This is a genomic window from Kitasatospora sp. NBC_01300, from assembly GCF_041435235.1.
Lineage (GTDB): Bacteria > Actinomycetota > Actinomycetes > Streptomycetales > Streptomycetaceae > Kitasatospora.
In genome coordinates, this window is record NZ_CP108408.1 from 3,500,672 (window position 1) to 3,514,977 (window position 14,306).

Annotated in this window: 14 protein-coding genes and 1 riboswitch; of the genes, 5 read left to right on the forward strand and 9 right to left on the reverse strand. The window is 72.2% G+C overall.

Going from position 1 to position 14,306, the window contains the following annotated elements; translation table 11 throughout:
• Positions 1–24: 24 nt before the first annotated feature.
• The 5 genes from OG556_RS15410 to thrC form a co-directional block, all read right to left on the reverse strand.
• Entirely contained in the window at positions 25–381 is a 357-nt protein-coding gene (locus tag OG556_RS15410) for a hypothetical protein (RefSeq protein ID WP_063348227.1), read from the reverse strand.
• Between the two features lie 95 nt (positions 382–476).
• A complete protein-coding gene (gene groL / locus OG556_RS15415; protein WP_063348228.1) occupies positions 477–2,099 on the reverse strand; it encodes a chaperonin GroEL in 1,623 nt (540 codons plus the stop codon).
• 346 nt (positions 2,100–2,445) lie between these two features.
• A complete protein-coding gene (locus OG556_RS15420; RefSeq protein ID WP_030289665.1) occupies positions 2,446–2,649 on the reverse strand; it encodes a cold-shock protein in 204 nt (67 codons plus the stop codon).
• Between the two features lie 593 nt (positions 2,650–3,242).
• On the reverse strand, positions 3,243–3,521 hold the full coding sequence (locus tag OG556_RS15425) for a MoaD/ThiS family protein (RefSeq protein ID WP_350877443.1): 279 nt from the start codon (positions 3,519–3,521) through the stop codon (positions 3,243–3,245).
• 40 nt (positions 3,522–3,561) lie between these two features.
• Positions 3,562–4,842 carry a threonine synthase gene (thrC, locus tag OG556_RS15430; protein ID WP_371517533.1) on the reverse strand — a complete coding sequence of 427 codons (1,281 nt, stop codon included), beginning with the start codon at positions 4,840–4,842 and terminating at the stop codon, positions 3,562–3,564.
• A gap of 17 nt (positions 4,843–4,859) precedes the next feature.
• A riboswitch (SAM riboswitch) is annotated at positions 4,860–4,996 on the reverse strand.
• Positions 4,997–5,167: 171 nt separating this feature from the next.
• Here thrC and OG556_RS15435 point away from each other — a divergent pair.
• Together OG556_RS15435 and OG556_RS15440 are read left to right on the forward strand one after the other, a co-directional pair.
• Positions 5,168–6,145, forward strand: coding sequence for a glucosyl-3-phosphoglycerate synthase (locus OG556_RS15435; protein ID WP_363632276.1), 978 nt, complete (start codon positions 5,168–5,170; stop codon positions 6,143–6,145).
• 50 nt (positions 6,146–6,195) lie between these two features.
• A complete protein-coding gene (locus OG556_RS15440) occupies positions 6,196–7,662 on the forward strand; it encodes a trehalose-6-phosphate synthase (RefSeq protein ID WP_371517534.1) in 1,467 nt (488 codons plus the stop codon).
• An 86-nt stretch (positions 7,663–7,748) separates the two neighbouring features.
• Here the strand turns inward: OG556_RS15440 and otsB are convergent, their stop codons facing one another.
• A complete protein-coding gene (gene otsB / locus OG556_RS15445; RefSeq protein ID WP_371517535.1) occupies positions 7,749–8,588 on the reverse strand; it encodes a trehalose-phosphatase in 840 nt (279 codons plus the stop codon).
• A 30-nt stretch (positions 8,589–8,618) separates the two neighbouring features.
• Positions 8,619–8,879: a DUF3263 domain-containing protein gene (locus tag OG556_RS15450; protein WP_363584876.1), complete on the reverse strand. Its 261-nt coding sequence runs from the start codon at positions 8,877–8,879 to the stop codon at positions 8,619–8,621.
• 67 nt (positions 8,880–8,946) lie between these two features.
• Between OG556_RS15450 and OG556_RS15455 the strand changes: the two genes are divergently transcribed.
• Positions 8,947–9,297: a cupin domain-containing protein gene (locus tag OG556_RS15455; protein WP_371517536.1), complete on the forward strand. Its 351-nt coding sequence runs from the start codon at positions 8,947–8,949 to the stop codon at positions 9,295–9,297.
• A 63-nt stretch (positions 9,298–9,360) separates the two neighbouring features.
• Here OG556_RS15455 and OG556_RS15460 read toward each other — a convergent pair whose 3' ends face one another.
• Positions 9,361–10,641 carry an extracellular solute-binding protein gene (locus tag OG556_RS15460; RefSeq protein ID WP_371517537.1) on the reverse strand — a complete coding sequence of 427 codons (1,281 nt, stop codon included), beginning with the start codon at positions 10,639–10,641 and terminating at the stop codon, positions 9,361–9,363.
• Positions 10,642–10,934: 293 nt separating this feature from the next.
• On the opposite strand from OG556_RS15460, the gene OG556_RS15465 reads away from it, so the two are divergent.
• Together OG556_RS15465 and nagA are read left to right on the forward strand one after the other, a co-directional pair.
• Positions 10,935–11,882, forward strand: a complete 948-nt coding sequence (locus tag OG556_RS15465; RefSeq protein WP_371517538.1) for an ROK family protein — start codon at positions 10,935–10,937, stop codon at positions 11,880–11,882.
• Positions 11,879–13,060, forward strand: coding sequence for an N-acetylglucosamine-6-phosphate deacetylase (nagA, locus tag OG556_RS15470; protein WP_371517539.1), 1,182 nt, complete (start codon positions 11,879–11,881; stop codon positions 13,058–13,060). Before OG556_RS15465 ends, nagA begins: the two co-directional genes overlap by 4 nt.
• A gap of 113 nt (positions 13,061–13,173) precedes the next feature.
• Here the strand turns inward: nagA and OG556_RS15475 are convergent, their stop codons facing one another.
• Positions 13,174–14,163, reverse strand: a complete 990-nt coding sequence (locus OG556_RS15475) for a hypothetical protein (RefSeq protein ID WP_371517540.1) — start codon at positions 14,161–14,163, stop codon at positions 13,174–13,176.
• Between the last annotated feature and the right edge of the window lie 143 nt (positions 14,164–14,306).

Consider the following 14,306-nt stretch of genomic DNA (forward strand, 5'->3'; position numbering starts at 1 on the left):
CAACCCAAGATCTTCATCAGCCTTCTAGGAGAGCTCCCCCACCGGCGCGACCACCGCGCCCTGCTTGCCGCACACCCAGTGCGGCTCCGGCCCCAGCTCCGGCTCCACGCCGAGCGCGTGCGGGTCCCCGTCGGCGGCGCAGGCGGTGCACAGCGGCCAGCGCCCGTACGCCTCCAGCAGCGCGTCCTGGACGTCCTGGGCGACCAGCCCGAGCACGTACTCGGTGCCGTCCGGCCACTGCTCCAGCCACCAGCGGCGGTGCGTCACGGCCTGCTCCACCAGGGAGACGACGGCGGCGTCCGCCACGTCCCGCGCGGTGAGGTCGGCCAGGATCAGCGCCCGCGCGTTGTGCAGCGCGGTCTCGATGTCGTCGGAAGCCATCTGTCCATTCTCCGGTAGAACGCCGTGTGGGCGGCCCCCCGAAGGGAACCGCCCACACGATCAGGAACCAGCCGATCCGATCGGTGCGATCAGGATCAGAAGTCCATGTCACCGCCCGGCATGCCGCCGCCGGCGGCCGCAGCGGCCTTCTCCGGCTTGTCGGCGATGACGGCCTCGGTGGTGAGGAACAGCGCCGCGATGGAGGCGGCGTTCTGCAGCGCGGAGCGGGTCACCTTGGCCGGGTCGATGATGCCCTCGGCGATCAGGTCGACGTAGGTGTTGGTGGCCGCGTTCAGGCCGTGACCGGCGGGGAGGTTGCGCACCTTCTCCACCACGACGCCACCCTCCAGGCCGGCGTTGGTCGCGATCTGCTTGATCGGGGCCTCCAGCGCGACCTTGACGATGTTGGCACCGGTGGCCTCGTCGCCCTCCAGCTCCAGCTTGTCGAAGGCGACCGAGGCCTGCAGCAGCGCGACGCCACCACCGGCGACGATGCCCTCCTCGACGGCGGCCTTCGCGTTGCGGACGGCGTCCTCGATGCGGTGCTTGCGCTCCTTGAGCTCCACCTCGGTGGCCGCGCCGGCCTTGATGACGGCCACGCCGCCGGCCAGCTTGGCGAGGCGCTCCTGGAGCTTCTCGCGGTCGTAGTCCGAGTCGCTGTTCTCGATCTCGGCGCGGATCTGGTTCACGCGGCCGGCGACCTGCTCGCTGTCACCGCCACCGTCGACGATGGTGGTCTCGTCCTTGGTGATGACCACCTTGCGGGCGGTGCCCAGCAGGTCGATGCCGGCGTTCTCCAGCTTGAGGCCGACCTCCTCGGAGATCACGGTGCCACCGGTGAGGATGGCGATGTCGCCGAGCATGGCCTTGCGGCGGTCGCCGAAGCCCGGGGCCTTGACGGCGACGGACTTGAAGGTGCCGCGGATCTTGTTCACGACCAGGGTCGACAGGGCCTCGCCCTCGACGTCCTCGGCGATGATGACGAGCGGCTTGCCGCTCTGCATGACCTTCTCCAGCAGCGGCAGCAGGTCCTTGACCGAGCCGATCTTGGAGTTGGCGATGAGGATGTAGGGGTCCTCGAACGTCGCCTCCATGCGCTCCAGGTCGGTCGCGAAGTAGGCGGAGATGTAGCCCTTGTCGAAGCGCATGCCCTCGGTGAGCTCGAGCTCCAGACCGAAGGTGTTGCTCTCCTCGACGGTGATGACGCCTTCCTTGCCGACCTTGTCCATGGCCTCGGCGATGAGCTCGCCGATCTGGGTGTCGGCGGCCGAGATGGAGGCGGTGGAGGCGATCTGCTCCTTGGTCTCCACGTCCTTGGCCTGGGCCAGCAGCTGGTCGGAGACGGCGGCGACGGCCTTCTCGATGCCGCGCTTCAGGGCCATCGGGTTGGCGCCGGCGGCGACGTTGCGCAGACCCTCGCGCACCAGGGCCTGGGCCAGCACGGTGGCGGTGGTGGTGCCGTCACCCGCGACGTCGTCGGTCTTCTTGGCGACCTCCTTGACGAGCTCCGCGCCGATCTTCTCGTAGGGGTCCTCGAGCTCGATCTCCTTGGCGATGGAGACACCGTCGTTGGTGATCGTGGGGGCGCCCCACTTCTTCTCCAGCACGACGTTGCGACCCTTGGGGCCGAGCGTGACCTTCACTGCGTCGGCGAGCTGGTTCATGCCACGCTCAAGGCCGCGGCGAGCTTCCTCATCAAAGGCGATGATCTTGGCCATCAGAAGTGGTCCTCCGGGACACGGTCGACTGCTCGGACCAAGGGGTGCCCGCGACGGACGGCCCTGGTGTGCGGGGGTCCTTTCCCCTACCGCTCCCGGGGGCCTCACCGACCCGGTCCGCTGTCACTCTCACGCTGTGAGTGCTAACGCCAATGATTAGCACTCCGGGTGGTCGAGTGCAAGCCCAATCGCGATCCCGCGAGCCGCCCGGGGCGCTCCCGCCGACCCGCGCAACTCCCCGCCGGGGAACGCCGACGGGCCCGCACGACGCGTGTCGTACGGGCCCGCCGAGAAGCGAGTGGTCACCAGCCGTGGGCCGCGCCGAGCTCCTGGGGTCGGAAGGGGGTCACACCGCGGCGCGGACCATGTCCGCCTGCGGGCCCTTCTGTCCCTGGGAGATCTCGAACTCGACCCGCTGGCCCTCCTCGAGGGTGCGGTAGCCGTCCATCTGGATCGCGCTGTAGTGGACGAAGACGTCCGCACCACCGTCGACCGCGATGAAGCCGTAGCCCTTCTCCGCGTTGAACCACTTGACGGTGCCCTGAGCCATTCCGAACTCCCCTAGTGCTGTGCTGGCCCTTCACGCGCCCGCAGGTCGCGGGCCCGGGTCTGGTTTGAAGGCCGGCCCGGGGAACCCCCCCTGGGCGCAGCCGTGCACGCCGCAATCCTCCACCGGGGGTGCCTGACGGCGCCCTGTGAGCGGGTGATTACGTCGACCGCGGCTGAATGTATCCGGATCGACGCCCTCTGCAACAGGGTCAGCTGCGGGGAATTCCGGCAACGCGCCAAGGGGCAGGACGGGCCAAAGCGGGAGGAATTCGGCATTTCACGCCGGACATAGCGGACGGATTACTACAAATCCCCGCGGGAATTCTGACATCTGCCTGACATGTTTCACGGCCCAGGCACCCGACCGGTCTCAGCGGCCGGACGACCGTCCGGCGATTCGCGGGTGATTCGCGGGTGAGGATGAGGGGAAGCCCTGTTCCCAACCGAGCCACACTCTACTCCGACTTGACCCCGCCATATTCCCGCCGAAATGCGGCCGGCCGCCCGTGCGTACGGAGAACGGAATTCCGTACGCGCGGACGGCCGGTCGGACGAACGGCTCGGGCGGGGTGCCCGGATCGATCGGGGCGCGGCTCAGCAGCCGCCGGCCACCGCCGGGATGATCGAGACGCTGGCGCCGTCCGCGATCCCGGTCGCCAGGCCCTCGGCGAAGCGCACGTCGTCGTCGTTCACGTAGACGTTGACGAAGCGGCGCAGCTTGCCGGCGTCGTCCAGGATGCGGGCGGAGATCCCCGCGTGGTTCTTCTCCAGGTCGGCGATGACCTCGCCCAGGGTGGCGCCCTCGGCGGCCACCTCGGCGGCGCCGCCGGTGTAGGTGCGCAGGATGGTGGGGATACGGACGTTGGCGCTCATGGTTCTCCTAGCGGACGGGGCCCAGCGGGGTGGGGGGTGTTCAGGCGGACGCGAGGCCGGCGTCGTGGAAGGACGCCAGGGTCGGGCGGATGACGGCGGTCATCCCGGACCCGGCGACGGCGTCCAGGGTCTTCAGGCCGTCGCCGGTGTTGATCGCGACGGTCTCCTTGGCCGGGTCCAGCTGGCCGGTCTCCACCAGCTTCTTCAGCACGCCGACGGTCACCCCGCCCGCGGTCTCGGCGAAGACGCCCTCGGTGCGGGCCAGCAGCCGGATCGCGTCCACCACCTCGGCGTCGGTGACGTCCTCGACCGCGCCGCCGGTGCGCCGGGCGATGTCCAGCACGTACGGGCCGTCCGCCGGGTTGCCGATCGCCAGCGACTTGGCGATGGTGTCCGGCTTGACCGGGCGGATCACGTCCTGGCCGGCCTTGAACGCCGCCGACACCGGGGAGCAGCCCGCCGCCTGGGCGCCGAAGACCTTGTACGGCCGGTCCTCGACCAGGCCGAGCCTGATCAGCTCCTGCAGCCCCTTGTCGATCTTGGTCAGCTGGGAGCCGGAGGCGATCGGGATGACGATCTGCTCCGGCAGCCGCCAGCCGAGCTGCTCGCAGATCTCGTACGCCAGCGTCTTGGAGCCCTCGCCGTAGTACGGGCGCAGGTTGACGTTGACGAAGCCCCAGCCCTCGCCGGCCGGGTCGCCGATCAGCTCCGAGCAGAAGCGGTTCACGTCGTCGTAGTTGCCCTCGATGCCGACCAGCTCGCCGCCGTACACCCCGGCCATGACGACCTTGCCCTGCTCCAGGTCGTGCGGGATGAACACGCAGGACTTGAAGCCGGCCCGGGCGGCCGCCGCGCCCACCGCGCCGGCCAGGTTGCCGGTGGAGGAGCAGGAGAGCGTCGTGAAGTCGAAGGCCCGCGCGGCCTCGATGGCGCAGGCCACCACGCGGTCCTTGAACGAGTGGGTCGGGTTGCCCGAGTCGTCCTTGATGTGCAGCTGCGCGGTGAAGCCCAGCTCGCGGCCCAGGTTGTCCGCCTTGACCAGCGGGGTCCAGCCGGGGTTCAGGTTGGGCTTGGTGGCGACGTCGGCCGGGACGGGCAGCAGCGGCGCGTAGCGCCAGATCGAGCTCGGGCCGGCCTCGATCCGGCGGCGCAGCTCCTCGGCGTCCTCGCTGCCGAAGTCGTACGCGATCTCCAGCGGGCCGAAGCACTCCAGGCAGGCGAAGCTCGGACCGAGCGGGAAGCGGGTGCCGCACTCCCGACAGGACAGCGCGGTGGCGGGGCCGAGGTCCACGGATGCGGGTGCGACAGTGTCGATAGCCATGATGGCGGAGGCCTCTCTCCTCATCTTCCCCGTGGCACGGTCGCGCCACAGGCCGGAATTGGCACCTGTCCCGCCGGGGCCTGTCGACAGACAGCCGCGCGAGAAGGTTGCCGGGACGTCAACGGGCCGTTCCCTCAGTCCCTCTGGATGAGCATGTGAAATTGTGGTGGTGCTCAACGGCGACCCCGGCGTGCAAAGGTCCGGCCGCTGTACGAAGACTGTATCCGAAGGCGTCAACCCCGAATGGGATCGTCCGCCACGCGAGATGGCGCGTCCCACCGACCCCGCCGAGGAGAGTCCCGTGCCCGCCGAACCGACCCCCGCGCTGCTCCCGCAGGCGGCGTCCTGGCTGCGCCGCCGCTCGTGGAGCGCGGTCGACCGGCCGGTGCACGCCCTGCTGGAGGCCAAGCGCCGGACCGGCCACACGGTCAGCGTGGTGCTGCCCGCGCTGGACGAGGAGGCCACCGTCGGCGACATCGTCCGCACCATCCGCCGCGAGCTGATGGAGCGCCTCCCGCTGGTCGACGAACTCGTCGTGGTCGACTCCGGCTCGGCCGACGCCACCGCCGCCGTCGCCGCCCGGGCCGGCGCCCGGGTGGAGTACCGCGACGCGATCCTGCCCCGGCTGCCCGCCGTCCCCGGCAAGGGCGAGGTGCTCTGGCGCTCGCTGCTGGTCACCCGCGGCGACATCGTCTGCTTCGTCGACGCCGACCTGCGCGAGTTCGACCCGGCCTTCGTCTCCGGCATCCTCGGCCCGCTGCTCACCGAACCGGACATCCAGCTGGTCAAGGCCATGTACGACCGGCCGCTGGAGACCGAGGGGGCGGTGGTCCCGGCCGGCGGCGGCCGGGTCACCGAACTGGTCGCCCGCCCGCTGCTCAACCTGCACTGGCCGGAACTCGCCGGTTTCGTCCAGCCGCTCGGCGGCGAGTACGCGGCCCGCCGCGCGCTGCTCGAACGGCTCCCCTTCCCCACCGGCTACGGCGTCGAACTCGGCCTGCTGGTCGACGCGCTGGAGACGGTCGGGCTGGACGCCCTGGCCCAGGTGGACGTCGGCGTCCGGCACCACCGGCACCAGGACGGCCAGGCCCTCGGCCGGATGGCCGCCACCATCTACCGCACCGCCCTGGAACGCCTCGACCGTACCCACCGGCTGAAGGCCTCGGCCGACCTCGTCCACCCGCTGCTGACCCAGTTCACCCGCGACCCGCAGAGCCGGGAGTTCACCGCCCACACCCACCCGGTGACCGCCCTGGAACGCCCGCCCATGCACACCGTGCCCGAGTACGCGACCCGACACTGAACACCCACCGAAAGGGTTTGCCGCTCCGGAGCCCCGGCAACGTACCAACCATGGGCGATCTCACGACCGAACGTTCGAGTGTGACCGGCACCGCCCCCGTCCTGGTGGCCTCCAATCGGGGACCGGTGTCGTTCAGCACCGCGGACGACGGCGCGCTGACCCTCCGCCGCGGCGGCGGAGGCCTGGTCTCCGGCCTCTCCGCCATCGACGACCCCGACGCCGTCTGGGTCTGCGCCGCCCTCGGCGCGGCCGACCGGCAGGCCGCCAGGGAGGCCCCGGACGGCCGCCTCGACCTCGCCGGGCACGACGTGGGCGGCCAGGCCGTCCGCATGCTGGACATCGATCCCGACACCTTCGCCCGCGCCTACAACGGCGTCGCCAACTCCACCCTCTGGTTCGTCCACCACCTGCTCTACGCCACCCCCACCGCCCCCGCCTTCGACGCCGGGTTCCGCACCGAGTGGGCCGCCTACCGCGCCTACAACGCCGCCTTCGCCGAGGCGCTGGCCGCCGAGGCAGCCCCCGGGGCCGCCGTGCTGGTCCAGGACTACCACCTCTCGCTGACCCCGGCCCTGCTCCGCGCCGCCCGCCCCGACCTGCGGATCGGCCACTTCTCGCACACCCCGTGGGCCCCGCCCGAGTACTTCCGGCTGCTGCCCGACGACGTCGCCGAGGCCGTCCTCACCGGCATCCTGGGCGCCGACCGGGCCGGCTTCCTGACCCGCCGCTGGGCGCTGGCCTTCGCCGACTGCTGCGCCGACCTGCTCGGTGCCGAGGTCGACCGGGACGCCATGACCGTCACCCACGCCGGCCGCACCACCCGGCTCGGCGTGCACGCGCTCGGCGCCGACGCCGACTTCCTGCGCGAGCGCTCCCACCGCCCGGACGTCGACGAACGCCTCGCCGCCCTCCGCGAGGCCGTCGGCGGGCGCCGCACCATCGTCCGGGTCGACCGCACCGAGCTGAGCAAGAACATCGTCCGCGGCCTCCAGGCCTACCGGCACCTGCTGCGCACCCGCCCCGAATGGCACGACCGGGTGGTGCACATCGCCTTCGCCTACCCCTCGCGCACCGACCTCGCCGAGTACCGCGCCTACACCGCGCAGGTCCAACGGCTCGCCGAGGACATCAACGCCGAGTTCGCGACCCCCGCCTGGCAGCCGCTGATCCTGCACGTCGACGACGACTTCCCGCGCTCCCTGGCCGCCTACCGGCTCGCCGACGTGGCCCTGGTCAACCCGATCCGGGACGGCATGAACCTGGTCGCCAAGGAGGTTCCGGTGGTGTCCGACCACGGCTGCGCCCTGGTGCTCTCCCGCGAGGCGGGCGCGCACGCCGAACTCGCCGAGGACGCGCTCACCGTCAACCCGTACGACGTCATCGCCACCGCCGACGCCCTGCACGCCGGCCTCACCATGCCCGAGGAGGAGCGCGCCGACCGCACCAAGCGCCTCGCGGCGGCGGCCACCGCGCTGCCCCCGCAGCAGTGGTTCCTCGACCAGCTCAACGCGCTGTGAACCGGCTCGACGTGCTGTGAACCGGCTCGACGTGCTGTGAACCGGTTCAAAGCACGCTGAGCCCGCTCGACGCGCCGCCGCCCGGCTCAGCCCGCGCCGACGGCCGCACCCAGCGCCGCGAGCAGCTCCACCACGCCGGCCGGGCCCGGGACCACCAGGTCCGCCCGGTCGGCGAGTTCGCGCACCGGCGCGTCCCCCACCGCGCCGCTGCACACCAGCAGCCCCGCCACCCCCTCGCCACGCAGCTTCTCCACCGCCGCGAAGGCCGCCACGTCCCCCAGGTCGTCCCCCGCGTACAGCACCGAAGCCGCCCCGCGCTCACGCAGGAAGCCGGTCAGCGCCGCGCCCTTGTCCACCCCCGGCGGCCGCAGCTCCAGCACCAGCCGCCCGGGCTCCACCACCAGCCCGTGCCCGGCCGCCAGCTCGCCGACCGGCGCCCGCAGCAGCTCCAGCGCCTCCTCGGGCGCCGCCGTGCGCCGGGTGTGCACCGCCAGCGAGCGCCCCTTGTCCTCCAGCCACGTCCCCTCGGGCGCCCCCGCCGCCGCCAGCAGGCCAGGCAGCGCCGCCCGTGCCCCGGCCACCCCGGGGTGCACCGGCGGCGCGGTCACCTCGCCGCCCTCCCAACGCTCGGCGCCGTAGTGCCCCAGCACCACGACCCCGGGCAGCCCGTCCAGGCCGCCGTACTCCGCCGCCAGCGCGGCCGGCCGCCCCGTCACCACCACCACGGCCCGCACCGCCGGCACCAGCGCCCGCAGCGCGGCCGCCGCCCCCGGATGCGCCCGCGCCCGATCGGGGTCCGCCACGATCGGCGCCAGCGTCCCGTCGAAGTCCAGCGCGATCACCGCGTCACCCGGCGCTGCCAGGATCGCCCGCAGCCCGTCCCGCCCGGCAGCCGTGACCGGCGCCCACTTCTCGTCAAAGCCCATGCCCGAGCCCTACCCCGCGGCCCCGTCCCGCTACCGTGCCGCCCGCCGGGCCTCCCGGATCCGGCGCAGCCGGTTCACCAGGACCGGGGCGTGCGCCAGGGCCTCCGGCCGGTCCAGCAGCGCGTTCAGCAGCTGGTAGTACCGGGTGGAGGAGAGCCCCAGCTCCTCCCGGATCGCCCGTTCCTTGGCCCCGGCCGTCCGCCACTGCCGCCCCTCCAGGGCCAGCACCGCCACGTCCCGCTCACTCAGCTCGCCCACCAGGACACCTCCGCCATCACTACGGAGTGTCATTCTCCCGCGTGAGCCGGACACACTGTGCGCCCTCCGGCGTCCGGCCGCCCCGGCTAGCGTCGGCGGTATGACCACGCCCAGCTTCGCCGTGCACATCCCCACCGCCGACCTCGAACCCGATCCGCTCGACCCGGCCCAGATCGTCTCCGGCACCCCGGAGGTCTCCGGCCTGGTCCTCTCCGAGTCCCCCGACGGCCGCCAGCTGCGCGGCATCTGGCAGATCACCCCGGGCGTGGTCACCGACGTGGAGGCCGACGAGCTGTTCGTGGTGCTCAGCGGCCGGGCCACCATCGAGGTCGAGGGCGGCCCGATCCTGGAGGTCGGCCCGGGCGACTGCGCCGTGCTGCGCGAGGGCGACCGGACCACCTGGACGGTCCACGAGACGCTCCGCAAGGCCTACGCCATCACGCTCCCCTGACGAGCCCGCACCGACGACCCCGACCCTGACGACCCCGCCCCCGGAGGGCGCCCCGGCCCGGGTTCACTTGCGGACCCGGGCCGCCTCCTTGACCGCCGCGTCCTGCAGCCCGGCGAGCGCCTGCTTCGGGTCCCCGGTGACGGCCTGCCCGATCCCGGCCTTGATCCGGTTGCTGACGTCGCCCCAGGCCGGGTCCCCGAACGGGTAGAAGCTGGCGTTGGTCAGCCCGACCGCGAACTGCTTGAGGTCCTCGTGCTTCGGGTCGGACGTCATCTGGTTGAACGCGTCCTGGGTGACCGGCAGCAGGTTGTACTGCTCGTCGAACTTCAGCTGGAACTCGCGGGAGTAGGCGAAGGACAGGAACTTCTTGATCTCGTTCTTGTGCCCGTTGGCCTTGAACGCCATCATCCAGTCCGCGACGCCGAGGCTGCCGGTCTTGCCCACGCCGTCCTTCTTGGGGATCGGCGCCGTCCCGAAGTCGATCTTCCCGGCGGTGGCCATCCGCAGCAGCGTCGGGTGCCCGTTCAGCATCGCGACCTTCCCGGCCGCGAAGTCCTGGAAGACGGGGGTGCGGTTCATCTTGCCCGGGTCCGGATAGGTCAGCCCGGTGGCCACCAGGTTGTTCTTCAGCCAGCTGAAGGTGGCCTGGTTCTGGGTGCTGTCGATGGTGTAGTTGCCGACGTCGTCGGAGAGGCTGCCGCCGCCGCTCAGCGACCACAGCATGGACTCGGCGGGCGCCTCCTCCGGCCCGAGCGGCAGCCCGTACGGGGTCACGCCCGGCACCTTGGCCTTGATCTTTTCGGCGTCCTGGCGCAGCTCGTTCCAGGTGGCCGGCGGCTGGGTGATGCCGGCCTGGCGGAAGACCGCCTTGTTGTAGAAGAGCACCCGGGAGGACGAGACGAACGGGATGCCGTACTGGGTGCCGAGCACCTGCCCGGCGTGCGCGAAGGTGTCCAGGAAATTGGCCTGGGTGTCCATCGAGAGCACGTCGGCGGCCGGGTACAGCCGGTCCGCCGCGACCTGGTCGGCGAAACCGCCGGTCTGCAGCAGGTCGGGGGACTTGCCGGCCGCGATCATGTCGTCGACCTTCTTGCCGATGTCGGTCCAGCTGTCCACCTCGACGTCGACCTTGATGCCGGGGTTGGCGGCCTCGAAGCCGCGCGCGATCTCGTCCCAGTACAGCTTGGAGCTGGTGTCGGCGCTCTCCCCGTAGTCGGCGGCGACCAGCTTGAGGGTGACCGGCCCGTCGTCCTTCCCGCCGCAGGCGCTGACGGCGGTGAGTACCAGTGCTCCGGCCAGCGCGGTGCCGAGGACGCGGGTGGGAACGTGGGCGCGCCTGTTCAACGCGGGTACCGCCTTCAGGGGAGAACTGCGACCGGACGGGGGAATCCGGGAGGGGGGAGGCGCAACACTGCCAAACCCACCGGGCGGTGGTCCACACCACTGTGCCGAGCCCGCCGAGTAGTTATCGAAGTGCGGACGTCATTGCACGATGCGCAACAGAAGGTGAACGGAAGGCGCCCGGCGCAAAGCCGCTCACACCGCCCCCATCTGCGACAAAGCTCACCTACTTTGGACCAGACCAATCCGACAACTGGACTAGACCTCTTCTACCCGACCAAGGGAAACTGTCCTCCGTGAAGCACGTCATCGCACTCGATGTAGGCGGCACCGGCATGAAGGCCGCGCTGCTCGCCCAGGACGGCTCCGTGCTGTTCGAAGCACGCCGACCGACCGGGCGGGAGCATGGCACGGACGCCGTGGTCACCGCCATCCTCGACTTCGCCGCCGACCTGGCGGACGAGGGCCGGGGCCGCTTCGGCGTCGCCCCGCTCGCGGCCGGCGTCGCCGTCCCCGGCACGATCGACGAGAGGAACGGCATCGCGGTCTACTCGGCCAACCTCGGCTGGCGGGACCTCCCGCTGCGCAAGCTCCTGGGCGAGCGCCTGGCCGGGCCCGACCGCGCCGGCATCCCCGTCGCACTCGGCCACGACGTGCGCTCGGGCGGCCTGGCCGAGGGCCGGCTCGGCGCCGGCCGGGGCGTCGACCGCTTCCTGTTCATCGCGCTGGGCACCGGCATCGCCGGTGCCATCGGCATCGGCGGCCGGATCGAGGCCGGCGCGCACGGCTACGGCGGCGAGATCGGCCACGTCGTGGTCCGCCCGGGCGGACCGCAGTGCGGCTGCGGCGCCCGCGGCTGCCTGGAGACGCTCGCCTCCGCCTCCGCCGTGTCCCGTGCCTGGGCCGCGGCCAGCGGCGACCCCGACGCCGACGCGGCATCCTGCGCCGCCGCGGTGGACGCCGGGGACGACCGCGCGCTCGCGGTCTGGCAGGGCGCCGTCGACGCCCTCGCCGACGGGATCGTGCTCGCCCAGAGCCTGCTCGACCCGTCCACGGTGATCGTCGGCGGCGGGCTGGCCGAGGCCGGTGACACGCTCTTCGGCCCGCTGCGCGCGGCGGTCACCGAGCGCCTGACCTTCCAGATGCCCCCGAAGGTCGTACCCGCCATGCTCAAAGACACCGCCGCGTCCCTGGGCGCGGGCCTGCTCGCCTGGGATCTGCTCTCCATGGAGGTGACCGCGTGACCACCGCGGACCGTGACCGTACCGCACTGGCCGGCGCCCGGCTGGTCCTGCCCGGCGGCGTCGTCGAGGGCGGCCGCCTGGCCGTCGAGGGCGACCGGATCGCCGGCCTCGGAGGCGGGAGCGAGCCGGGCGACCTCGACCTGACCGGGTACACCGTCGTCCCCGGCTTCGTCGACCTGCACGTGCACGGCGGCGGCGGCGCCTCCTACGCCTCCGGCATCGCGGAGGAGGCCCTGCTCGCCGCCCGGACGCACCTGGAGCACGGCACCACCACCACGGTCGCGTCCACCGTCACCGGGGAGATCGACGAGGTCGCCCGCCAGGCGTCCGTGCTGTCCGAGCTGGTCGAGGACGGCGTGCTGGCCGGCATCCACTTCGAGGGCCCGTTCATCTCCCACAACCGCTGCGGCGCCCACCGCCCCGACCTGCTGCGCGATCCGGACCCGGCGCTGGTGCGCAAGCTGGTCGACGCGGCCCGCGGCCACGCGAAGATGGTCACCCTGGCCCCCGAACTGCCCGGCGGCCTGGACTCGGTGCGGATGCTCGCCGACCTCGGCGTGATCGCCGCCGTCGGCCACACCGACTCCGACTACGCCACCACGCTGGAGGCGATCGACGCCGGCGCGAGCGTCGCCACCCACCTCTTCAACGCGATGCCCGGCATCGCCCACCGCGCCCCGGGCCCGATCGTGGCGCTGCTGGAGGACGAGCGGGTCACGGTCGAGCTGATCAACGACGGCGTGCACCTGCACCCGTCCGTGCTCGACCTCGCCTACGGCACCGCCGGGGCGTCCCGGGTCGCCCTGATCACCGACGCGATGGGCGCGGCCGGCATGGGCGACGGCCTCTACCCGCTCGGCCCGCTCCAGGTCGAGGTCAAGGACGGCGTCGCCCGGCTGGTCGAGGGCGGCGCCATCGCCGGCTCCACCCTGACGCTGGACGTCGCGTTCAAGCGCTCGCTCACCGTCAACGGCCTGACGCTGAACCAGGCCGTCGAGTCGCTGTCCGCCACCCCGGCCCGCCTGCTGGGCCTCGCCGACTCGATCGGCTCGCTGGAGGCCGGCAAGCAGGCCGACCTGGTCGTGCTCGACTCCGAGGGCTACGACCTGGTCGCCGTCATGCGTCGCGGCCGCTGGGTCCTCGGCGGCGAGCGCTTCGACGTGGTCAAGCCCTCCTGACGGCCCGCCGGAACGCCGACGGCCGCCCTTCCCCCACGGGGACGGGCGGCCGTCTCGCGTTCGACTCAGCCGATCAACCGGTCAGATGCTCAACCGGTCAGCCGCTCTGCCGGTCAGCCGGTCGCATTCGGTTCGAGGGTGATCTGGTCGATCAGGATCGAACCGGAGGGCACGGTGAAGGTGATGGTGTTCGCCCCGGCCTGGAGCTGCGGGAGTATCCAGGTGTTGAACCAGGAGGACGCCGGGTCCTTGCCGGACGCGTAGTTCTTGAAGAGCAGCCCGCTCGGCCAGTCCTTGCCGTTCACCGAGGCGGCGCCCTTCAGGTCCCCGCCGGTGTTGTTGTAGTGCACGTTCAGCTTGTAGGTGCCGGCCGCGGCGACCTCGCCGCTCCAGGTCACCGAGCCGCCGGGCTGGAGCGTCAGGTAGCTGCCGTCGGCGGACTTGGTGCCCTTGATGCCGTTGCCGGACGGCGCGTTCTGGGCCTGGAGCTGGCCCGCGTCCACGGTCAACGGCCCGGCCGGGGCGGTGGTGCTCGCCGAGGCCGAGGGGGTCGGGGACGAACTGCCGGTCGCCGGCGCGCTGGGGGAAACCGCAGCGGTGGTCTGGACGCCGCCCTTGGCGGTCTTGTCGCCGTCCGGGTCGCCCTTGGAGAGCGCGATCCCGGCGCCGATCGCTATGGCCGCGACCACCGCGACCGCACCGATCACCGCGCCCTTGCTCCGGCCGCTGCTCGACCGGTCCTCCCCCGGCTGCGGCCGGGAGTGCTCGGCGTAACGGGTCTGCTGGGTGGGCGCGGTGCCGTACTCGGGCTGCTGCTGCTGCGGCGGGTACGGCTGCTGGCCGCCGGGGTAGCCCTGCTGCGGCCCCGCCTGCTGACCGTACTGGGGCTGCTGCGGCCTCGGCTGGTAGGGCTGCTGCCCGTACTGGGCCCGGCCGACCTCCATCGGACGGCTGTACGGCGTCCGGGGCACGCCCTGCTGTGGCTCGGCCGGCTGCCCGGAGGCACCCTCCGCCGGGCGGTAGAGGTAGCCGAACGGGTCGTCGTCCTGCGGGGCACCGCCCTCGGGCGCTCCGTTGTTGCCGGCGGTCGTCACGGTGGTCAACTCCCCCATCCGGTTCGCGCCGCCGGGATGCGGGGCCGCCGGCGCAGATCATGGACGCTGTCGTACCCGGGAACCCTACCTGTCCTTTGTGACAGCCGGAAAAGAACCCTTGACAACCCGTGGGTAACCAGGACCGGGCGGGT